The organism is Bacillus sp. FSL K6-3154 (assembly GCF_040869395.1).
In the GTDB taxonomy this organism is placed as follows: Bacteria; Bacillota; Bacilli; order Bacillales; family Bacillaceae; genus Bacillus; species Bacillus safensis.
Window position 1 is genome coordinate 2,527,240 of the sequence record NZ_CP152033.1, and the last position, 22,582, is coordinate 2,549,821.

Consider the following 22,582-nt stretch of genomic DNA (forward strand, 5'->3'; position numbering starts at 1 on the left):
GGAAATAGCTATGCATCGGCCAATCAAGCCAACTGTAAAATTCACTCTCGGAGATTTTGCCCCAGCATTTGTTGAGTATTCAGAAAAAGTTCTCTTTGGAGATTTGTGGAGAAGAGAGGAACTTTCTCTTAGAGATCGCAGTCTGATTACAGTCTCAGCCTTAGTAAGTACGGGCAGCCTGAATCAGCTGGAATACCATTTACATCTTGCCAAAGAAAATGGTGTCACGAAGAACGAATTGATTGAAGTCATCACTCATCTTAGTTTTTATATCGGATGGCCTAAAGCAGCTTCAGCACTAGAAGCGGCTAAACAAATTCTTGAGGATAAATAAAGTTCATCAAACAACGAGCCCTATTTGAAATAGGGCTTTTTATATGCAATAAATTGAATTCTAAATTCTTCTGTTGACTTTCCCCTTTACTGAAAGGTTTATACTTTGATCAGATCAACAAATCGGAGGAGATGCAGGATGTTCAAAATCGGTGATTTTTCTATGTTAAGTAAAGTCCCTGTCAAAACCTTAAGGTATTATGACCAAATAGATTTATTAAAGCCTAAGCAGATCGATCAAGAATCCGGATACCGGTATTACTCAGCTGAACAGCTGCTTGAGGTCAATCGGATTTTTCTGTACAAGGAATTAGGTTTTACGTTAAAGCAAATGGGTCAGCTTCTTCGTGAAGATATTTCTGTCGAGCAGATTCAGGGCATGTTTCTCTTGAAAGAGAGTGAGATTCAGCAATTGATCGAGAGAGAACAGCAGAAATTAGCGCGTATTAAGGAGCGAATGCACCTCATCAAACGAGAGGGGTGTGTTGAAAAAGAACAGGAGGTCATCATCAAATCGGTTGAAAGTAAAAACATCATGTCTTTTCAATCCAACGGAACTGTTGACGAAATCCCAACATTCTTTCAAACGTTTCATCATTTGTTACATAAACATCCGCAAGAATTGAACTCTGAGCCGCAAATCGTGCTGTGGAGGGAATCACTTGCTCAAGAAAGTGAGTTCGAATTTGAGGTGGGATATTCAGCGAAAGCGCTAAGGGGCTCTCTGCCTCAGGGTATCACGATGCGTACGTTACCAGCTGAAGAAACCATGGCGACGCTCTTATTTCATTCAGATTCTCCATTTGCACAAACTGCTTGTGTTGATCTGGCGACATGGATTGAACATAACGGATATCGCGTGAAAGAAGATCAGCCGGGCAGAGAGATTTATTACCCATTGTCTGAAAATGAAGAAGGAAGACTCATTGAAATTCAAATTCCTATAAAAAATGAAGTCAAATCGTAAACATTGTCCAAAGGAGAAAAGCCACGATGAAAAATAAAGCCGTTGTCTATTTACTTGCTTTAGCAGCCTTTTTAATTGGAACGATCGAATATATCATTACAGGCATTATTCAAATGGTCGCAGATGATTTACAGGTCACGACATCTGCTGCTGGTTTATTGGTCACATCATTAGCGCTCTCAGCAGCAATCGGCGCGCCGATTGTCATTGCACTGACCATCAATATCGACCGCAGAAAAATATTATCATGGATGCTGATCATTTTTACTTTAAGTAATATCATCACAAGTGTCAGCCATTCGTTTGAAATGGTGCTGATGACTAGGGTTTTACAAGGAATTAGTGGGGGGACGGCCATTGTGGTGGCAATGGCCGTGGCTACTCGTCTTGTCGAACGAGAAAAAAGAGGAACAGCGATTGGCATCATTTTAATGGGATTAAGCAGTTCATTAGTTTTAGGTGTGCCAATCGGGACATTTCTAAGCAGCATGATGGGATGGAAAGCATTATTTGCAGCCATTGGATTGATCACGCTCATTCCGCTGATTGTTGTGTATAGGCGCATCCCTTCTATAAAAGAACAAGAACCGGTGACGCTAGGTATGCAATTATCGATATTAAAAGATAAGAGAATTTTGCTTGCAGTGGCAGTGACACTCTTTTATGTAGGCGGATATTCCACTTTATTTACCTATTTAACGCCATTCCTGCAAGAATCAGCAAACCTTAGCATCACAGAAATCAGCGGCATTTTATTACTAGCGGGAATATGCAGCTTTTTGGGCTCCAGTCTTGGAGGGGTTGCAGCAGATAAAAAAGGCCCAACATTCACGATTTTCTCTGGAATTATTCTACAAATCATCATGCTTATGCTGCTAACATTTGTGACAGGGAATCTCGTGGTCATGGTGGCGGTGATCATGATATGGATGATTGCTACATGGAGCACATCGCCAGCTCAGCAGCTGTATCTCGTCACACTTGTACCCAAATCTCCTGATATCGCATTAAGTGTCAATACATCATTTATTCAATTCGGATTTGCTTTAGGCTCGGGTTTAGGAGGTCTTGTATTGAGCAGGACATCTATACTGCACCTAAGCTGGATCAGCGCTGGAACGGTTCTTCTTGCTTTACTTATGACCATCTTGATGGTGGCGTTTGACCGAATCTCTCAGCAGAAGAGTTTGAAGGTGATGGAGCAAGGAAGGTAACATGATTCGATTCACTAGTAATCACACAAATTCAGTTTTGTATTGTGGGAACTACTGATTTAGGGTAGTACCTTGGCCCATTTCGTGGGCTTTTTTTTATAAAAATTCTTATCTCTGCACTTCTGCTTTATTACTTCTGTAAATACCTGATCTCCTTGTCATACTTTTGAATGAAATTGACTCAATAGAATTGACGCAAGAACCATGAATAGGTGAAGATGAAATAAACTGTAAGATAAAGGGAGACGAATAATGATACATATCATATTTGGGGCGGCAGCTGCCGGTAGTTTAAAACAAGCAGTACGTGAAATGAAGCAAGATCAAATAGATGATATCATCGCTTTTGATGATATTTATTCGATTGGACCACTTCTACATTTACACGAAGATGAAGGACAAGCGAACCGTATAGAGTGGCTGCGTAACGTGATGTCAAATGAATTTGGCTATTTTGACGACATGGTCAACGATCAGCACAGAATGCTTCAGCAAATAAAAGAAATAAAACCTGGCAGTCGTATACTTATCTGGACAGGCAGTAATGCCCATGAGCAAATTGGCTTGCGATATGCCGTCTATTTATTAAAAGAGAAAAGCATAGAAATGTCAGTAATCAATACAACGACAGCATTTGATCAGCTGTTCAATACAAATACAAGAAGAATGATCCTTCGACATTCCGGAGAAATCACATCTGAAAAATTTAAAATTTTGTACGAGAGTAAAGAGCATATTCACACAATGACAACAGAAGAAAGAGAAAGATTACAAAATGATTGGCTTTCACTTGCTAAAGAAAATCATACGCTGCGGATATGGCAAAAAGGACAAACGATCAGCGTACCAGAAGATGAATTTGATGCTTATTTAGTGAAAATGGCTAAGCGGCTTCATCAGTCCGCGCCAGAAGAGGAGTACATCGTCACTCCACGTCTAATAGGAGAAGTCATTGGTCATTTAGATCAGTATATTGGCGATGATTTTATTGAATATCGACTGAAGACATTAATTGATCAAGGAATTTTTGACATGAAAGGAAAACGAACTTCCATGCGTTATTACTCAATTAAACTGACAGAGTTCGGTCAGAACTTCAAAAAATGGGTGTGCTGTCGAGAGTTTAAGGATCATCCCTTTGTGAAAATTGAAGGAGATTACGGTGAACCTTTTCAGTGTGGGTATTGCGAATGTCATTTAGAAAGAGATGATGTACCAATGAGTGATACTCTTTTCTCAAAGATATGGAATTGGAACATACAGTATGGCCGCTGGTTTGACGAAGAGACCGATGATTTGCTGCCAAATGGTGTAGACATGGAAAGGAAGTTCAATCAAGAAGGAGAGCGTATCACTGAAGAAGTGAAACGAGCCTTATCTCCTGCGTTTCAAATTGAATACAGCCCAAGTGAATACGCGCAATATTACATTTAAAGAATGAATTTTCTTATCACTGCACAAAATAAAGCTTTACACAATCCATCATCATCATGTAAGATATGGAGAAATTAAAAGCGAAGAAAAGGACATGAGCAATTTTTTACTGGTTACCAGAGAGGGAAGTCACGCTGAAATCTTCCTAACGCAGGAAAGTTGTCTTACCACCTTTGAGCTGTATTGGGGAAATTACAGTATCCAATATCGTCTACGCCACGTTACGGCACCAGAGCCATAAAGCGAATACGCATTATGGAAATTTGGGTGGAACCACGGATATCACATTCGTCCCTTTATGAGGGATGGGTGTGTTTTTTTGTACACTCCTATAGGATTATTGCTTTGAAAAGGACATGAGCAGCTTTTACGGTTACCAGAGAGGGGAGTCACGCTGAAATCTTCCTAACGCAGAAAAGCTGTCTTACCACCTTTGAGCTGTATTGGGGAAAATTGCAGTATCCAATACCGTCAATGCCACGTTACGGCACCAGAGCCATAAAGCGAATACGCTTTATGGGAATTTGGGTGGAACCACGGATTACACATTCGTCCCTTTACGCGGGATGGGTGTGTTTTTTTATTTCAAAAAATAGGAAAGGTGTGTCGGTTATGAGAGAAAACATGGTGAAGATTCAATTTCCGGATGGAAAGATAAAGGAGTTTCCCGCAGGTACGACTGTCGAAGATGTTGCCTCCCATATTAGTCCGAGCTTAAGAAAAAAAGCAGTGGCAGGTAAGGTCAATGATCAAATGGTTGATTTAAGTGAGCAGCTATACAGCGATGTTCGGCTGTCTATTGTCACACTAGATTCAAAAGAAGGGCTTGAAGTGCTGCGCCATACATCTGCACACGTATTAGCTCAGGCTGTGAAAAGGTTATATGACAATGTCACACTGGGGATCGGACCTGTCATTGAAAATGGATTTTACTATGATATGAAGCTCAATCAAACATTAAGTGTAGAGGATTTGGCTGAAATTGAAAAAGAGATGAAGAACATCATTAATGAGAATCATCCTATCCAAAGAAAAGAAGTCTCTTACAAAGAAGCTGAAACGCTGTTTGCACATGATCCATATAAGCTGGATATTTTAAAAGATTTACCCTCTCAAGAAGCCATCACGGTTTATCAGCAAGGAGAATTTGTAGATTTATGCCGCGGGCCACATGTACCTTCTACAGGGTACGTAAAGTCATTTAAACTAACACGTGTTGCAGGGGCTTATTGGCGGGGAGACAGTCATCAGGATGTCTTGCAGCGAGTGTATGGTGTGGCGTTTCAACATCCAAATCATCTAGCTGATTATCTTCATTTCATGGAAGAAGCAAATAAACGTGATCACCGGAAATTAGGGAAACAGTTGTCCCTCATTATGTTTTCAGAAGAAGCGCCAGGTATGCCGTTTTATTTACCAAAAGGTCAGATTGTCAGAAATGAATTAATGGCCTTTTCAAGAGAAGTGCGAGGCAAAGCGCAATACGAAGAAGTGAGTACACCGTTTATGATGAACCAAGAGCTTTGGGAAAAGTCAGGGCACTGGGACCATTATCATGAAAATATGTATTTCTCGGAAGTAGACCATACAAGCTTCGCTTTAAAACCGATGAACTGTCCAGGGCATATGCTCATGTTTAAAAACAGCTTATATTCATACAGAGACCTTCCGATTAGAATGGCTGAGTTTGGTCAGGTGCATCGTCATGAATTTAGCGGAGCGTTAAATGGATTGTTCAGGGTCAGAACATTTTGCCAAGATGATGCCCATATTTTTTTGAGAGAAGATCAAATTGAAGCTGAAATCAAACGGATTTTTCAATTAGTTGATCATGTGTATCGGACGTTTGGGTTTGAGTATTCAGTCGAGCTATCCACTCGTCCAGAAAAAGCCTTAGGGGATGACGCTATTTGGGATATATCCGAAACAGCGCTAAAAAATGTGCTTGATCGTCTAAAGGTCGACTACCAGCTAAATGAAGGAGATGGGGCATTTTATGGCCCGAAGATCGATTTTCATATTAAAGATGCCCTGCAGCGGAGCCATCAGTGCGCCACAATTCAGCTGGATTTTCAAATGCCTGAGAAATTTGATTTAACATATATCAACGAAAAAAATGAAAAGGTACGGCCAGTTGTGATTCACAGCGCCATTTTTGGTTCTCTAGATCGTTTCCTAGGTATTCTCATCGAGCATTTTGCGGGCGCTTTCCCATTATGGTTAGCACCAGTACAAGTACAAATCATCCCTGTCTCAACTGTTCACCTTGATCACTGCTTAGAGGTGCAGCAGCAATTAAAAAGTATCGGAATAAGGGCCACAATCGATGAGCGGGATGAAAAACTTGGCTATAAAATGAGAGAAGCACAAATGCAAAAAATCCCTTATATCGCGGTCATTGGCGATAAAGAAATGGAAGACAACACACTAAATATTAGACAGTACGGAGAAAAGACGTCAAAAGAGCTGTCTATTGAGGACTTTAAACACATAGCAGCTAAGCAAATAAAAGAAAGATCGGCTGCTCAGATATGATGTGATGATTTTATGAAGAAGGATCAGACGTTCATTGAATGATGGGCGTCTTTTCATTTGCGAAAAAAGCCGAATTGACAGTAGAAAGGGAAAATATTGAAACATTTTTTCGGTAAAATCGTAATAAAGATAGAGCGTTCAACAGAAACCGTTTAAAACGGAGAGGAGTATTGCATGGAACAAGCAGCACTGAAAAAGATGAGATCGAAACAAGTAGTTACCTCTAATTTACTATTCGGCATGGTGATCTTGATTTTTTTTATTTTGATTCAAAATGTTGAAATTCAATTTACATATTTCTTTCTTTGTTTAGGAATCTTCATGCTCCTTCAAGGTATTTACGGCTTGATCAAAAAAGGATCAACAAAGTCTATCATTCCCATATTTGAGCAGGTAGCCATTTATGAAAAAGAGAAATTAGGAAAAGAGTGGGAGAAAGAACAAAGAGTGGAGAATATTTGGAAATTGGTATTGAGCGGGCTAATGTTCTTCCAGTCATTTAGTTTTCAAACGATGCAAGCCCCATTTTTTCATATAGAACCTAAGTTTCTCATTTTCTTATTTGTTATGGCTCTAGCCATTATCAATATAAGCATGCTCTTTCGCTTTAGAAAAATCGACCGATCGACGGAAGCGCATGGATTAAAAGGCTTTACAAAGGAATCAAACATGATGGCAATGGCTTTAGGATTATTATCAGTGATTGTCATATTCGGATTTATCGTCATCTTTTTTCTTCCATAAAACTGAATTTTGAGGTGAAATAAATGAATGCAAACATTCAACAACTGATCGATCAGACAAAGGCGAAATTTGGTTTAGATCTTTACTATTTAAAAAGACACAGTTTTCATCGCTACGTCAATATGTTCAATGAAACGGTTTATACATTGAATATGGAATGGTTTCCCTCTCATGAAGCTGAACCCGAGGACGATGATCTAAACCCGGACGGCACAGCTGTGATTGACGTGAACTTAAATACAGGCCAGATTGAAACGGTCATTTTTGTCATGGACAAAACCTTCGCGAAGAATGGTGTCACATTTAAGAGGCCTTATCCAGCTCATGTCATTCAATGGATCGAACAAGAAACAGGGTTGGTCTATGGTGAGCATTTTCATATGCATCAAAAGGAGAAAGGGGAACTTTTTTTCGAAGAAGCAATAGATGGTATGAAAGTGACGCCTTCAGGCAGAATCGAAGTGAAATGGGATGAACATGGGCAGCTCATTCACTATATACATCGAGGGCCATTTATGGCAAAAAAAAGACTGAAAACTGAAGAATATGTGCTTTCCATTGATAGGATCGAGGATTTAGCCCAGCAGCAAGTGCAGCGGTTTGATTGGCCATTCTTCGAGCAGAATCGAATCCGCCCTATATATGCGTTAGAAGAAATTTATGTAAAGAACGATGGAACAGGCACGCTTCCGTTTGAAATTGGGCGTGAAGAAACGCATCGTATCCACATGCATCAGGTCATGGAGTGGAATGAACCGTTAAACAAAGCCTTTGAAAAAAAGGAAATCGATATAAACGAGGACATTACTGCTGAACAAGCCTTCTCACTGGAGCCTTCACCGGATACATTCCCGATCTCAAAAGAAGAGCAGGCTGAGTGTATCAAAGCGGTTCGAACCTTTTTGGCGCAAAAATATTCAAAGGATACAGGGAAGTGGGTGCTAAAAACACTCCACCGTGATCATGGCTACATTCAAGCGATATTAAAAACGAATGAGCAAGAAGGCTGTGGTTTTATGGATAAGATCAAGGTCTTCATTGATGCCGGCACTTTTGAAGCCGTTAATTACATAGACAAAAAAGAGATGTTTCAAGTATGCGGGATACTCAATCCATCTCAAACAGCTAGTAAAATCACCATATCTCAGAAAGAAGCCTTTGAAACATTGAGAGAACGCTTCGAACTTACACCCATCTATGTCTATGACGATGTGCAAAAACAATATGTTTTATGTGGCAAGCTCGACTGTCATGAAGGCGTTGATGCAGTGAGCGGTGAAGTGTTCTCTTTGACAGACCTTTCATAACTTCTAAAAGAACAGTGAGCAACTGTTCTTTTTTATCCCATTTTCCTCTTTTTAGAATAAAAATGGAATTTTGTAGAAGGAAGTTGTCGTTTCATCACGAAAGAAACAGATAAGAATATGATCATAGGTCCATCGGTTGGAATTCGTATTTCATATAGTAAACGTCATACATATTGAAAACCCATTGCAGTCAAGTTGATCTACAAATCTTTTAGAAGAAAAAATGAAATCATGTCTCTAGTAGTAAGCGAAAATAGGCGGACTGAGATCATAGGATGAGTTGAACATGTTTGTTTTTAGGTAAGCTTAAAGCCATAAATAGAAGAAAGTGAGGATATCTACCTTGAGTACATTGGAAGTGTTTCGTCAGTTTTTGGTTGACCATTATCCTGCGTTACAAGATGAGCTTTGGCTAAAAGATGTTGATACCCTTCGAATTTCTCCTATTCTTCATCCTTTTCTGAAAAGCAAGCTGCCAGAAGGAATCGAAAAATTCACCTGTGTTCTATTCACGCAGCAGACAGATCAAACCGCTGCACCGCTCAAAGTCTACCTTTTATTAGATGAATATGAGCAATCGCTTTACGCCATTGATTTGATGAATGAACAAATAGCGCTTCATTAATACAGAAGCAAAAAAGCTGCTTGAGAGCTCCTCAGCAGCTTTTCTTGTGAATATTAGTTTGTCATATCAACCAATCTTGAGTGCAAGTTGTCCAATTCTTTCTTTGTTGGAAAAGAGCTGATCAGCAGCGTAGGCCGTCCTAGTTGATTAGGAAGCTCAGTATCGGTCACAATCATATCAATCCCAAGTCGATCCATTGTCAGTTCATTTAATGTATTTTCTGGACTTGTGAAAATATGAATGAGAGGAGGCAATCTTAATTTAATTAAATCCGCAATCAACAAGCTATGATTATAACCTAATGTTGAAATGACAAAAATGTTCAACACGTTTCTCCGATCCATTTCCAAATGAACAAGCCCCCTCCAGTTAGAAGTAATGATACGAATCAATTCTCGTTCATTTTTCACTAAAGAAGCAAGTATATCGTCTGTTTTTAGCTCTTGGATGATATGAGTAATCCTCGAATAGAAGTAAGGAAGCTGTTTTTTTACCTCTGAAAAATACCTCGATTTCTTTTTGAAAAGGAATCCATCTCTTACGGTAATTTCCCTAGAATACACATAATATTGGAGAAGAATCAGTGTCATTGCCTTGCGATTAGCCACCTCTTGATGAAAAATCAACTCCAATTGATTGATAAAGGAATGAATGGCTTCGAAGAGGTGTGGTGTATGCGATTGAAAGAACATCAATTTTTCTTCGACAGTTTCAATTGATTTATAATGGCCAATAGCTGGTTCAATCAATAGTAAAAAGACAAATTCGTGACGATCCAACGTAACACCAAAAGTGTCCTTTGTCATTTGGCAAACGTGTTCTTCCAAGTTTTTGATTTGATTATAGATACCTTTAGCTGTAGATGTTTGTTTTTCCTGATCCAATGAGTACCTATAATTGCGTCGTATTGAAAAATTTTTCCTCACTCGGTGTATGGAAACGGCGAGCCATAGGCAAAATTTATCTATAGCCACATCAGGTAGATTGACTTCGAGCACCTGAAAAAGCTTATGTAAAAAATCAACTGCATCCTGCTTTTGAATATCATCGAATGGCCAAAGCCTGCTTCCATAGACTTCAAACAAAAATTCCACAAAAAATTGACGAATCTCCTTCTCATTCCCATGGAACTGCATACTATCTGGTCGTAACTCAATGTCATACGAGATAAGAAGCGAATTGATTTTATGAATGGTGTTATACAATGTGGATCTACTGATATTCAGCGTGTCCATCCATTCATAGAAAGACCTGTTTTGTTCAAAGAAAACGCCGTCAATCAATCGAATTTCAATCGTATCTTTTAGAATTTCTTTGATATAGTAGTCGACTCGTATCGTCTGTGTATAACAAATGGATATGCCTTGTCTTGGCTTTATGTGGATTAACGGCTCTCCGTTCTCTGTTTGGAACGACTTCATTTGTTCTAAATCGCTTTGAATGGCACGAACGGAACCGATATTTTCATTCGATATCTCTTGAAGGCTCCACCACTTATCTTTTGATACAAGCAGTTTTAAAATGTTTATCCATCTCTTTGATTTATTATCAATGAGCTCCATTAAACAACTAACTCCTTCCCTTGGCTTGCCTCTATATGATGAAGTTCACTTAAAGAACATTTGATTTTCTAAATAGGCATAAAATGATTTTAATGTTTAGGCTAAATCGTTTTGTCTTCACTTTTCATGATAAAAGAGAAAAAAATTAGACGAAAACAAATGTTATTCCCTGATTCTCCATATATTTCTTTTAAAAGGTGATAAGTAAGCCATGAATCCTATAAAAATGGATCATTTTAGATATTTAAGTTTATTTTTTTGCTGTTGAAACGGTAAATGTAAGAATAAAACGCAGCAGATTTTTGATTACCATATGAAAGGGAGTAGAAAGGAATGCGATTTATATAATGCTGAACTGACTCACCTTACATACGATATGATACATGCTTGTTTCATATGAACGAACCATATGTGAATACATGCTTATATATGCATGTACACATCGTTTATTGTTAATTCCAGTATAAATATAAAAATTCACATTTAATCTTTTCACGATCCTCTCACTATTCCCCATTTCTATAGACCCCAATCCATTTACTCAATCCACTACTCATGATGACCTTTCAAGCTCATGATTGATCAACTCATTTTATTCATAGGGTCTTAAGGTGCAATTTTTAGAAAATATTGATCAGAAGCGGGGTGATTGATCTGACAGTATACTAATGATTTTTTTATCGTTGTTGAAAATTAATTTTAGAAAAGGGTGGATGTATTGAAAAGAATATTGTCGCTGGCACTCATTACAGTGCTAGTCATACAGTCTAGTATATTAGGAGTCTTGCCTTTAGCAGGGGCACAAGCAAAAGAAATTCAAGAAAACATTTATGGGGATATTGAATTTGCTGATAGCGAAGGCAATAAGTTATCAAGCATGGAAGATCAGCAAGTAAGAAAGGCCACTGTGCATTGGTCTATAAAAGGAATTGATCTAAAAAAACAATATCCGTATGTTCTCACTCTTCCTTCAGCCATCCAGGTAGAGAAGGAGCAGAAGGAACCCATTACTGTGGGTGACATACCTGTTGGCGAGTATACCGTTTCAAAACAAAATGAAGTGACGGTGAAATTTAAAGAAGATGTTGAGATCGATCCAAATTTAGAAGGATCAATTGACATCGATGTCACCAGTATAACTCAGCAAGAAGAGAAAACAAAGCAAAATAAGGGTGAAGAAAGCCTTCCAAAAGATGACTCAATCTCATCTGAGAAAGATAAAGCTTCTAACAATCAAGAAGCCGCTCAAACGAAACAAAACGATGAAGATGAATTACTAAAAAACAAAGTGAGCGTATCTAAGCGTGCAGGGCTGCAAAGTGTTTCAAAACAAATGCTGATACAAGAAAATCTCCTCACTGATGCGAAATTAATCTTTGAAGATCAGGAAGGAAATTCAGTTGAAAAGCCTGATATCAACTCGCTGATTTCCATTAACTATGAGTGGGCCATCCCGAACGGTCATAGCTATAATGGCGGGGATGAATTCCATTTCAAGGTTCCAGAGGAATTAGTGATTTATGAAAAAATCGATCGTCTTGAGATGAAATTTAATCAAGCAACCATTGGTTATTTTTCTGTAGATGAAAGCGGAAATGCCTCCATCGAGTTCACCGATTTTATCAAACAATATTCAAATATTCATGGAACACTTCAAGTGTGGACGCAATTAGATAAAAAAACTGTAATTACTGAAGAAAAAGAAGTGGTCATTACCCCGATTGAAGGAAAGGATAAAATATCAATCCCGATTCAATACATTCCAAATGGCCCAAACGTCTCTAAAAAGGGAGAACCAAATCGATCTTACAATGCTGAAACCATTCAATGGACAGTAGATTTTAATATGGATTTAGAAGATGTGAAACAAGCGAAACTGTTAGATCCGATTCAAGAAGGTCAGGCGTTGAAAAAAGATTCAATTAAGCTTTATCGTATTGATACAAAGCTAAATGGAGAAACATCGATTGGTCAGCTGCTTGACGAAAACCACTACACAATTGGCCAAACTGCAGATGGTCAAGATTTCACGATTGAATTTAAAGATGACGTGCATCTAGCTTACCGTTTAATGTATGAAACGGATATTACGAATCAGGATCAATCTGCATTTCGTAATAAAGCGTCCCTTGTTTCTGGTGATAAAGTGATCAGTTCAGCAGAAGGAACAGTGAATGTGACAAGAGGCAGTCCTTTAAATAAAAAAGCCGCGCACTACGACCCAGTCACACAAACAATTACATGGGAAATTCGTTATAACTATAACGAAAAAAAGCTGGCTCAAAAGGACGCTTTGTTAGAAGACTTCTTTAACGGCACACAGGCGCTGATATCTGATTCCATTCAAGTCAAAGAAGTCACAATTGATCAGAATGGCAACGAAGCTGGAACAAAAGCGTTTGAAAATTATGTGGTTCAACCTCAAAAAAAGGATGAACAAAACGGGTTTACCTTGCAATTCAATCAAGATATTCAATCAGCTTATCTCATCACTTATCAAACAAAAGCAACCGAGCGGATTTTTGAAGCTGAAGAGATTATCAATACGGTAACAGCTGGCAAAGAGAGCAAACAAGGGAAGCAAAGAATTGACCAGCAAATCCTAACGAAAAATCATGGAACACCGAATTACAAGACCAAGACCATTCCATGGCGTATCACCTTCAACAAAGATCAACAAACGATGAACAAAGTGATATTAAAAGATACGTTTACAAACGAAGGATTGACGCTGCAAAAAGATAGTTTAAAAGTGACGACAGGTAATACAGTGCTTGAAGAAGGCACAGATTATCAAATCGTTGAACATGCAAATGGATTTGATATTCAATTTACGAAAGAAATAAAGACAGAACATACCGTCACATATACAACGTCTTTTGATTATGAAAAAAGAGCAGATAAAGACCAAAAGAACCTGCGTAATCATGTAAAGCTCGAATGGGTAAATGAAGATGGCAAGGATTTGACGAAGGAAAATCAGTCTGTCTTCACGCCTGACACATACACGCAGTCAAATGGCTTCAAAAACGGAACTTATAATGCAAAGAAAAAAGAGATCACATGGAATATCGGTGTGAACTATAACTTGAAACATTTAGAAGAGGCGAGAATCGAGGATTTCATTCAAGGAAACCAGCGTTTGCTTAAAGATTCAATCATCGTCTATTCGCTTGATTTACAAGGCGGGGAAAATGGAGCAGAAGAAAAAGAGGTATTAGCGAAAGAACATTATGACATCAAATTCCTTGAAAATGAAAAGGGAGAAACAGGCTTCGAAGTGATTTTCAAAAAAGCCATTGATTCTCCATACAAAATCACGTATCAAACAAGTGTTGAAGGAATGGAGTTAGTACAGAAAACCTACGAAAATAAAGCGACCCTTTATGATGGGCAGACAAAAGAATCTGATGTGAATGCAGTGGTGTCCATTCCAAATGGGGGGAAATACACGAGCAAATCAGGAAATCAGCAAGGGAAAGTCATTGATTGGAAACTGAATATCAATTTTGGTCAATCAACAGTCCAAGATGCGACGATTATAGACCATCCAAGCAGTAACCAAGCCATAATAGTAAACTCATTTCATCTCTATTCGACGACAATAGATGAAAAGGGGCAAGTGACAAAAGCAGAAGAGCTGGAAAAAGGGAAGGATTATGAGCTAGACCTTGAATTTGATCCAGATTCTTTTCAAATTAAATTTAAAGAAGAAATCACAAGACCATATATTTTAGAATACCAATCTCTCATTTTAGATAAAGTGGGAAGTACACTTCAAAACGAAGTAACGTTTAGAGGTGAAAATGTAAAAGAAATCAAAAAGGAATCCGAAGCCTCAATTGTGGTGAAACGCACCGCTGGCATGGGAGATGGCACAGGATCGATTGGTGCTTTAACCGTTAAAAAGGTAGATGCGAGTAGTGGAAAAGCGCTAAAAGGAGCAAGCTTCTCTCTGACAGATGCTGCGAGCGGCATCGTCATTGGTACAAAGACAACAGATGAAGAAGGAGCTCTTCGATTTGATCGTCTTCTGTATGGTGATTATATCGTGACAGAAGAGAAAGCACCTGATGGTTATATTAAAACGAAGGAACCGATCCATGTAACGATTGATCAGCCTTACGAATCTGGAGATCAAGCGAAAACAGGAAATAGCATGACGGTGCAGAACCAAGAAATCCGCCAGCATGTCAAGTTAACGAAAAAAGACAAAGAGACGGGTGCAGCATTAGAGAATGCAGAATTTGAACTGAAAAATGAATCTGGAGAGACCGTCCAAACCGATTTGAAAACGGACGAAAAAGGAGAAATCCTTTTCAAACATCTTGAGCCAGGTTCCTATTATTTTGTTGAGACAAACGCACCGAAAGGTTATCAATTAAATCAGCAAAAATGGCCGTTCACCATTAAAGAAAATCAAACAGAAACAACAATTGTAACTGCATTAAATGACATTATCAAAGGCTCTGCAGAATTGAGCAAAATAGGTGAAGGCGGAGAGAGACTAGAAGGTGCACAATTCAAGCTTTTAGATCAAGACGGGCAAGAGCTGCAAAAGTCGCTTGTCACAGGAGAAAATGGCAAAATCACGATAAACGAACTAAGGCCGGGTACGTATCAGCTCGTTGAAACAAAAGCACCAGATGGTTATGTATTAGATGAAACGCCAATCAAATTTGAAGTACCACTTGATCCAAAGGAACCAGTCGTCATTTCGCAAAAGAACCTATATGAGACAAGTGCATTAGAAGTGTTAAAAGAAGGGGAAGATGGCAAGAAGCTTCAAGGTGTTCGATTTGAAGTCTTGGATCAAAATGACGAAGTTGTGCGTAAAGATTTGACAACAGATGAAGATGGGAAGATTTTGGTCGACAACCTCAAACCGGGCAAATATCAGCTCGTGGAGACAGAGAGTGTTGATGGTTACCAAAAGAATAATAAACCTTATCCTTTTACCATCGAAATCGCACAAAAAACACCAGCAGAGATCAAAGTGATCAATGATCTCAAAACTGGATCTGTTCAGCTCACGAAGCTCGGTGAAAAGGATGATGTGCTTGAAGGAGCAGAATTTAAGCTTGTAGATGCAAATGGAAAAGAGATAAAAACAGGTCTCGTCACTGATCAGAACGGGAAAATCATCGTCAACAATCTGAAACCTGGAACCTATCAGTTTGTTGAAACGAAGGCTCCATTCGGTCATGAGCTTGACGAAACACCTGTCACTTTTGCTATTCCATTTAATCCTGAGAAGCTGGTTAGTGTGACAAAAGAAAATAGCCGCACTACAGGCGGAGTGCTGCTGCACAAAAAAGGCGAAGATGGGAAATCATTAGAAGGAGTTGTCTTTGACCTATCTGATGATAAAGGAAAGATAGTGGCAGGAGGAGAAGGAATCACAACCAATCAGGATGGAAAGATCACCTTCACAGGGCTAAAACCTGGAACCTATCAATTTGTTGAAAGAAAGAGTCTTGAAGGCTATGAATTGAGTGCGAAACCACTTGTCTTTCAAGTTGAATTAGGTCAAAAAGAGTTGATTCAAGTGGAGGCAATCAATCAGCTTAAGAAAGGTTCTGTTGAACTCACAAAAATAGGAGAAGAAAAAGAAAGATTGAAAGGAGCAGAATTTACCCTTTTCAATGACGATGGTAAAGAATTGATGTCAGGTTTAACAACCAACGAGAAAGGCATCATCACTGTCAACGATTTGAAACCAGGCGCTTACCAATTGGTTGAAACGAAGGCTCCTTTTGGACATAAACTAGATGCAGAACCAGTAGACTTTAAGATTGATTTCAATCCAAAACAACTGGTGAAAGTGACAAAAGAAAATATTCGGACGACAAGTGCTGTGCAGCTTCAGAAAAAAGGAGAAGATGGTCAGTTACTCAATGGAGTGACCTTCGATCTGCTTGATGAGCACGATCAACGTATAAAGAAAGACTTAAAGACAGACAAAAATGGTCAACTAACAGTCGATCAACTGAAGCCAGGCACCTATCAATTTGTCGAAACAGCAAGCATTGCCGGCTATGAACTGGATCAGACACCTGTCTCATTTAAGATTCGATTAGGTCAAGACAAACCAGCAAAAGTAGAAATGATTAACAAACTGACGCCGGGAGCAGTGGAACTGACCAAAGTGGATGATGAGGGACACACGCTGGAAAATGCAGAGTTTGCTCTTCTGAGTAAAGAAGGAAAAACGTTGAAGAAATCACTTGTAACGGACCAAAAAGGAAAGCTTCACATCAATGATTTAAAACCGGGACAATATCAATTCGTTGAAACGAAAGCACCTCATGGCTATCAATTGGATGATAAGCCGATCCTGTTCACAATTGAGAAAAATCAGCAGAAGCCGCTTCAATTAACAGCGAAGAATCACTTGATCTTAGGAAGTCTGCGTATCATAAAGGTAGACCAGCAGACAGATAGAACCTTAAAAGGGGCATCCTTTGACATTCGTACAAAAGCCGGGAAAACCATAAAATCTGTGACAACAGGAAAAGACGGAGAAGCCATTGTCAAAGGGCTTAAACCTGGAGAGTATCTACTCACTGAGACGAAAGCACCGGATGGTTATGTAGCTTTAAAGAAACCGCTCGCTTTTACAATTCAAATGGGCGAAGTGGAGATCAAGACAATGATTGTGAAAAATGCACCAGTGAAGAATGAAGAGGACCACACGAATCCTCCAGCTTCAGATAAAGGGGATCAACATCCGCCTCATGACTCAAACGGTGAGCTGCCAAAGACTGGAGAAGAATGGCTGCGTTACTTGATGTATGCAGGGATATTACTAGTAGCTTCTGGAACTGTTCTTCTTGTTGTCAGAAGAAGAACCATTCAGTAAAAGGAAGGAACGAGTGTATTGATGAAAAAAAGAACCTTATTAGGCAGCTTTTTGGTGGTCGCCGGGCTGATACTCACCTCCGTTCCTTTTCTATATGAGTGGCGAACTTCTCAAGAGACAGCAGCAATGGAACAGGCATTAAAGATGATTGCAGAAAATGACGGTGATGCCCTTTCTTCTATTCCACATTTAACTGTGTCAGAAGAAGACCTGCGAGATGTGATGGAGCTAGAGATCCCGTCAATTGATTTAAACGAAAAAGTGCTTCCTGTTACATCGAAAGAAAATTTAGGTATAGCACTGACTCAAATTAAATCTCATCAAATGCCAGGTGAAGGGAATTTCACGATTGCAGGGCATAGAGGGTATAGAGGCGATCGTCTTTTCCATCAGCTGCCAGAGGTGCCTAAAGGAGAAAAAGTTGTCTTACATCATCAAGCTGAAACATACGAATATAAAATTGTCAGCTCAGCTACGATTGAACCGACGGATGTGGATGTACTAAAGGACCGTGGGAAAAATGAACTGACATTGATCACTTGTACACTTGATGGTCAGAAACGATTTGTCTTAAAAGGAATACGAATCAACGCTTCAAAGAGTGAGCAGCCATCGGATGTATAACACCAACATAATAAATGATGGATGCGATGGAAAAGCAGCGCTCACGACCGATATGTTACACCAATTGTTATCAGAGCATTATCCAACTTTAAAAAACGAACGTTGGGAAGTTGATGTAGATACAATTCGGGCTTCACCTATTCTTCATCCTATATTAAAAAGAAAGCTTCCAATTGGTATTAAGAAATTCACCTGTGTTTTGTTCACGCAGCAGACAGCATCTTTTGGAGAGCCTTTGATTGTATACTTTTTATTGGATGAGAAGGGCGAATCCATTTACGCAATGGATCTCTTGCTCGAGCAGCAAGACACCCATTAAACGATAAAAGGAAGAGGCTTTGATGAATGGGTTCGGTTTTAAGTTAGAAAAATGAAATCAGTCATAAATGAGGACTCTAATTCGTATATGAATTGGAGTTCTTTTGTTATTTCAATTCGTACAAAAACTAGCATAAGAATGAATTGAAAACAGACGTAATCATTGGCGGATTGTGAAGTAATTGGACATCGAGGATTTATTGGAGACTGATAAAATGGTCTAAATTTAAACGATTGGCGACCAAAGAAGATCATCTAGTTTTTATCCCTTCCCCAGTTTCTTCGGAAGAAATATCGGAAAGAGCTAAAGATGATCATGTTTTGACTCCAAACTTCTGATAAAATTCATTTTAGATCATCCGTAATTAATAGGTGTGGAGGTAAAAGAATGCTAAAAGAACACCCTGAATATATTTTTCGTAATGATGCACGACCAGAAGTTGTTCATGATTTAGCCGATGTAGATGAAAATTCCACTGAGTTGTTAATCACAGGAAAAACGAAAAATATTGAAAGGTTGGAATGTTTTTCTAACCTGACGAAATTGTGGATTTACAAAGTGAACCAAAAGGATTTCAATACGATATTGAGCTTAGTTAATCCAAAAATGCTCTTTGTGCATGAACTGAGAGTAGAAGATTTATCAATCATAAGTTCTCTTAAAGATGTTGAGGTATTGGCACTTGAATGGAATACAAAGGCACAAAGTTTATGGGATTTATCAAAAAACACTTATTTAAAATCTTTATCCATAACAGATTTTTCAAAGTTGAATGACATAGCCCCTTTGCAAAAAAACACTGGTTTAGAACTGTTACAATTGTCAGGCGGGATTTGGAATACATTAAATATAAATACTCTTCAACCTTTAAGATACCTCAAGAATTTAAAATATCTGTGCTTATCAAATATAAAAGTGAAGGACGAGTCTTTAGAGCCGATATCGGAATTAGAGGGACTCAAGGAACTTGAAATTTCGAACCAATTCCCGACAGAAGAATATGCCAGGTTATCCGTAACTCTCCCAAATACGAAGTGTGATCGTTTTGCACCATACATCTTTTTATCAAGTCCTATTGTAGATAAAGATGTGATGGTGATTGGAAAGCGAAAACCGAAATTAAATTCAAAAGTTGATGGGGAAAAGTTGCAAAAATACGAAGAACAATTTAAAGCGTACCAAGAAAAGTTTATAAAATAACTTAAAAAGCAATGGAAAATCAATTCCATTGCTTTTTCTATTGCTAATGTAATGGCTAATACCATCATAAACTTTTTCTTTCTTGTGACTCAATTACGCAAACAACTTCAGCCCAACCACACCAATCACAATCAGCAGCAAGCTGAGTATACGAATCATGTTTTTCGGCTCTTTAAATAGAATCATATTAAACAAGACAGAGCCCGCCGTTCCAAGTCCAATCCAGACCGTATAGGCGACGGATACTTGAACGGATGAGAACGAGGCGTATAAAAACAAAAAGGATAAGGCAAACCCGCCGACAAATAAAATGCCTGTCGTGATTTGCTTTTTCTTACTAAACATATTGAGGCCTATGGTTCCGCCGATTTCGCAGGCAGAGGCCAACAGTACAAAGAACCAGCCCATGTTATACCGCTTCTCCTTTCTGCTCATGGGCATCTCCATCAGACACTTTCAGTCCAATAATCCCGAGAATTAAAATACCCATAAATAAGAGCTTTTCTAACGAAAACGAACCGCCGAACAGCGCATAATCCATCAAAGATGTCCCTATCGTTCCAACTCCGGCAAACACGGCGTACACGGTCCCTGTCGGCAGCTTCTCGCATGCCTTCATTAAAAAATAAAAATCAACTGGGATCAGGCAGATAATGATCGCCCATTCCCACAGAGCATCGGCTCTATTTAAACCAAACACCCAAAGTAATTCGAATAAACAAGTGAGTGCAACATACATCCAGCTTTTTTTCATCGTATTTCCTCCTAAAAACTTAAAAATGACGATTCGTCATTTTGAAACCAAAAAAGAGCGTACAGCGAGTGCTGTACTCAGATTGTCGACAAAGGGCTAAAATGAACTTTATTTTAGCCCTTTGTCTTCTTTTCAGCGTGATAGAAAACCTTTGAAGTCTAGGAAAGACGAGCACTGGCGCGGAGCGAATTTGACATTCGTGAGCACCAGCGCGCAGGACTGACAAAGAATGCGAGGGTTTGTCTACACGCTGCGTACAGCAAGTGCTGTACTAAGTTAAGGTGTCTCTATGCCAAGTGCGTAAAGAAGAAATTGCTTCACCTCTCGCTTTTGAATCAGAACCTCTTCTGTATCTGTTTCCGTAAACAAGTACATTTGCTCAGCAGACGATTCGAGTAAACCGATAATGAATTTGGCTGCATATTGACAGTTCAAATTCGCGCGGACTCGTTTGTCCTGCTTTGCTTTTTCTAGAAAAGCAGCGACCCATTTGTAAATCGGCTCATAAATATCTTCCCATTCCTTTAAATGCTCGGTGGCGGCTAAGCCTGAGTAGGTCAGGGCAAGGACATCACGGTATTGCCTTGTAAAAGCGAAAATGAATTCAACAAGCGCATCTGCTTGATCGAGGACATCTGCATGCTGAGTTAATTCCTTTTCGATTGCAGGCACCATCTGTGCGATAAGATGTTCTGCGATTGCAGGCATGACGGAAAGCTTTGAAGGAAAATATAAATAAAACGTTCCTTGCGCTACTCCTGCTGCTTTCACAATATCCGAAATGGTCGTCTTTTCGATGCCTTTTTCTTTAAACGCATCAATCGCAGCAAGCATAATCTTTTCTCGTTTCGACATATCATCACCGACCTTAAATGACTGAATGTCATTCAGTTTAGCGAGAAACTGACGATTTGTCAATATGGTTTTCTCTTCATTGAATGTGAGAATAAGTGATGAATAGATGCGGGCAAGCCTGAATATGCTGTAAATATGGTCAAGCATCATCATGTGAGAAAGGGGCAGCTCTCTGTATGACTTCCAGTGCTATGTTTTCCATTGCTTATTTTCTCCTGCTCGTCCCGCTCTATTTACATATGAGATACAGACAGGCAAAAAAGCACAATCGTTTTATCTATTTGCGGACAGAATTGGTCCTTGCCAGTCTGTTTATTTATACGAATGTTTTACTATATTTAACGGTCTTTCCAAATCGTTTTTCCGCCCCAAGAGATCAGGTGAGTGTCAACCTCATGCCTTTGCAGTCCATTTATCAAAATCTTCACGCGTACCATCATGGCTATCCCAATCTTGTCTTTCTAAATTTAGCAGGGAACATATTGTTATTTGTTCCACTCGGTTTTTTTCTATATCAAGCCTTTCGAACCTTGCGCTGGCAAAAGGCGGTTCTTGGGGGCTTTCTCCTGTCAACCATGATCGAATTGCTCCAATGGATGTTCTCGCAATCTGGTATCATTACAAGAAGCAGCGATATTGATGATATTCTTTTAAATACGCTTGGCACAGCACTAGGCTGTATCGTGTATCAGATCTATCGAAAAAGGAAGGAGAAATTTGAGTGAAGCGAGTTTGTATCATTCCATGTGGCGCGAAGAAAATTTGGGATGTCGATCCAGAAGCAGGGAGCCAGCCAGCGAACCATGTCTATTTAAGTCCCCTGCATCAGCGTACGAAAAGCTATGCTCAAACGTTCTTTTCAGACTGGATGATCTTATCAGCGAAGCACGGCTTCTTAAAGGCAGATGATATCATTCACGAAAATTATGATGTGGCTTTTGGTACACCGCATGCTAAGCAGATCACACGAGAAGAACTGAGCCAGCAATTTCATCAAAAAAATCTTTTCGCATATGATGAACTGGTGGTACTAGGTGGAAAGAAATATCGAAAAGTGATCGATCCTTTATTACAGCCTCATCAAAAAGCAAATTATCCGCTGGCTCCATATAAAGGAATTGGCTATATGCTTCAGGCGTTACATCAAGCAGTGGAATCAAAAATAGAACTTCCGCCGCATATTTAACACATTCACATCTACCGGTAAGCAGGGTTTTGATCATTAAAAAGAGAATAATTGAAATAGC

Annotated in this window: 19 protein-coding genes, 1 pseudogene and 2 other annotated features; of the genes and pseudogenes, 16 read left to right on the plus strand and 4 right to left on the minus strand. The window is 39.1% G+C overall.

Going from position 1 to position 22,582, the window contains the following annotated elements; all coding sequences use genetic code 11:
- The first annotated feature begins 10 nt into the window (after positions 1–10).
- The 10 genes and pseudogenes from MHH61_RS12920 to MHH61_RS12965 all read left to right on the plus strand — a co-directional run bounded on the left by MHH61_RS12920 (position 11) and on the right by MHH61_RS12965 (position 9,159).
- On the plus strand, positions 11–334 hold the full coding sequence (locus MHH61_RS12920) for a carboxymuconolactone decarboxylase family protein (protein ID WP_125587455.1): 324 nt from the start codon (positions 11–13) through the stop codon (positions 332–334).
- A 138-nt stretch (positions 335–472) separates the two neighbouring features.
- Entirely contained in the window at positions 473–1,300 is an 828-nt protein-coding gene (locus MHH61_RS12925) for a MerR family transcriptional regulator (protein ID WP_125587456.1), read from the plus strand.
- Between the two features lie 26 nt (positions 1,301–1,326).
- Entirely contained in the window at positions 1,327–2,514 is a 1,188-nt protein-coding gene (locus MHH61_RS12930) for an MFS transporter (RefSeq protein ID WP_125587457.1), read from the plus strand.
- Between the two features lie 252 nt (positions 2,515–2,766).
- A complete protein-coding gene (locus tag MHH61_RS12935; protein WP_125587458.1) occupies positions 2,767–3,948 on the plus strand; it encodes a DUF1835 domain-containing protein in 1,182 nt (393 codons plus the stop codon).
- 74 nt (positions 3,949–4,022) lie between these two features.
- Positions 4,023–4,247 (plus strand) — a binding site (T-box leader).
- Positions 4,248–4,284: 37 nt separating this feature from the next.
- Positions 4,285–4,508 (plus strand) — a binding site (T-box leader).
- Positions 4,509–4,572: 64 nt separating this feature from the next.
- A pseudogene (locus MHH61_RS12940) lies at positions 4,573–4,695 on the plus strand (TGS domain-containing protein); the annotation flags it as partial.
- A gap of 29 nt (positions 4,696–4,724) precedes the next feature.
- Positions 4,725–4,778, plus strand: coding sequence for a hypothetical protein (locus MHH61_RS12945; protein ID WP_349905973.1), 54 nt, complete (start codon positions 4,725–4,727; stop codon positions 4,776–4,778).
- Between the two features lie 40 nt (positions 4,779–4,818).
- On the plus strand, positions 4,819–6,483 hold the full coding sequence (gene thrS / locus MHH61_RS12950; protein ID WP_368004473.1) for a threonine--tRNA ligase: 1,665 nt from the start codon (positions 4,819–4,821) through the stop codon (positions 6,481–6,483).
- 174 nt (positions 6,484–6,657) lie between these two features.
- Positions 6,658–7,227, plus strand: a complete 570-nt coding sequence (locus tag MHH61_RS12955; protein WP_070326765.1) for a hypothetical protein — start codon at positions 6,658–6,660, stop codon at positions 7,225–7,227.
- Between the two features lie 23 nt (positions 7,228–7,250).
- Positions 7,251–8,534, plus strand: coding sequence for a hypothetical protein (locus MHH61_RS12960; RefSeq protein ID WP_125587460.1), 1,284 nt, complete (start codon positions 7,251–7,253; stop codon positions 8,532–8,534).
- A gap of 343 nt (positions 8,535–8,877) precedes the next feature.
- A complete protein-coding gene (locus MHH61_RS12965; protein WP_024425245.1) occupies positions 8,878–9,159 on the plus strand; it encodes a hypothetical protein in 282 nt (93 codons plus the stop codon).
- A 53-nt stretch (positions 9,160–9,212) separates the two neighbouring features.
- On the opposite strand, the gene MHH61_RS12970 is transcribed toward MHH61_RS12965, so the two are convergent.
- Positions 9,213–10,721 carry a helix-turn-helix domain-containing protein gene (locus MHH61_RS12970; protein ID WP_125587461.1) on the minus strand — a complete coding sequence of 503 codons (1,509 nt, stop codon included), beginning with the start codon at positions 10,719–10,721 and terminating at the stop codon, positions 9,213–9,215.
- Positions 10,722–11,430: 709 nt separating this feature from the next.
- Between MHH61_RS12970 and MHH61_RS12975 the strand changes: the two genes are divergently transcribed.
- The 4 genes from MHH61_RS12975 (at position 11,431) to MHH61_RS12990 (ending at position 19,726) form a co-directional block, all read left to right on the plus strand.
- Positions 11,431–17,583 (plus strand): SpaA isopeptide-forming pilin-related protein, encoded by a 6,153-nt coding sequence (locus MHH61_RS12975; protein WP_241218615.1) that lies wholly within the window; start codon positions 11,431–11,433, stop codon positions 17,581–17,583.
- Positions 17,584–17,604: 21 nt separating this feature from the next.
- On the plus strand, positions 17,605–18,207 hold the full coding sequence (locus MHH61_RS12980; RefSeq protein ID WP_125587463.1) for a class D sortase: 603 nt from the start codon (positions 17,605–17,607) through the stop codon (positions 18,205–18,207).
- Positions 18,200–18,526 carry a hypothetical protein gene (locus MHH61_RS12985; protein WP_125587464.1) on the plus strand — a complete coding sequence of 109 codons (327 nt, stop codon included), beginning with the start codon at positions 18,200–18,202 and terminating at the stop codon, positions 18,524–18,526. The genes MHH61_RS12980 and MHH61_RS12985 overlap by 8 nt, the downstream gene beginning before the upstream one ends.
- Positions 18,527–18,913: 387 nt before the next feature.
- Positions 18,914–19,726 (plus strand): leucine-rich repeat domain-containing protein, encoded by an 813-nt coding sequence (locus MHH61_RS12990; RefSeq protein WP_125587465.1) that lies wholly within the window; start codon positions 18,914–18,916, stop codon positions 19,724–19,726.
- A 93-nt stretch (positions 19,727–19,819) separates the two neighbouring features.
- Here the strand turns inward: MHH61_RS12990 and MHH61_RS12995 are convergent, their stop codons facing one another.
- The 3 genes from MHH61_RS12995 to MHH61_RS13005 all read right to left on the minus strand — a co-directional run bounded on the left by MHH61_RS12995 (position 19,820) and on the right by MHH61_RS13005 (position 21,335).
- Positions 19,820–20,134 (minus strand): multidrug efflux SMR transporter, encoded by a 315-nt coding sequence (locus MHH61_RS12995; protein ID WP_003217878.1) that lies wholly within the window; start codon positions 20,132–20,134, stop codon positions 19,820–19,822.
- Between the two features lies 1 nt (position 20,135).
- Complete coding sequence (locus tag MHH61_RS13000) at positions 20,136–20,480, minus strand: multidrug efflux SMR transporter (protein ID WP_024425239.1); 345 nt, start codon at positions 20,478–20,480, stop codon at positions 20,136–20,138.
- A gap of 276 nt (positions 20,481–20,756) precedes the next feature.
- Positions 20,757–21,335, minus strand: coding sequence for a TetR family transcriptional regulator (locus tag MHH61_RS13005; RefSeq protein ID WP_024425822.1), 579 nt, complete (start codon positions 21,333–21,335; stop codon positions 20,757–20,759).
- 176 nt (positions 21,336–21,511) lie between these two features.
- On the opposite strand from MHH61_RS13005, the gene MHH61_RS13010 reads away from it, so the two are divergent.
- Positions 21,512–22,060 (plus strand): VanZ family protein, encoded by a 549-nt coding sequence (locus MHH61_RS13010; protein ID WP_125587466.1) that lies wholly within the window; start codon positions 21,512–21,514, stop codon positions 22,058–22,060.
- Complete coding sequence (locus MHH61_RS13015; RefSeq protein WP_103132720.1) at positions 22,057–22,521, plus strand: DUF6884 domain-containing protein; 465 nt, start codon at positions 22,057–22,059, stop codon at positions 22,519–22,521. The genes MHH61_RS13010 and MHH61_RS13015 overlap by 4 nt, the downstream gene beginning before the upstream one ends.
- The last annotated feature ends 61 nt before the right edge of the window (positions 22,522–22,582 follow it).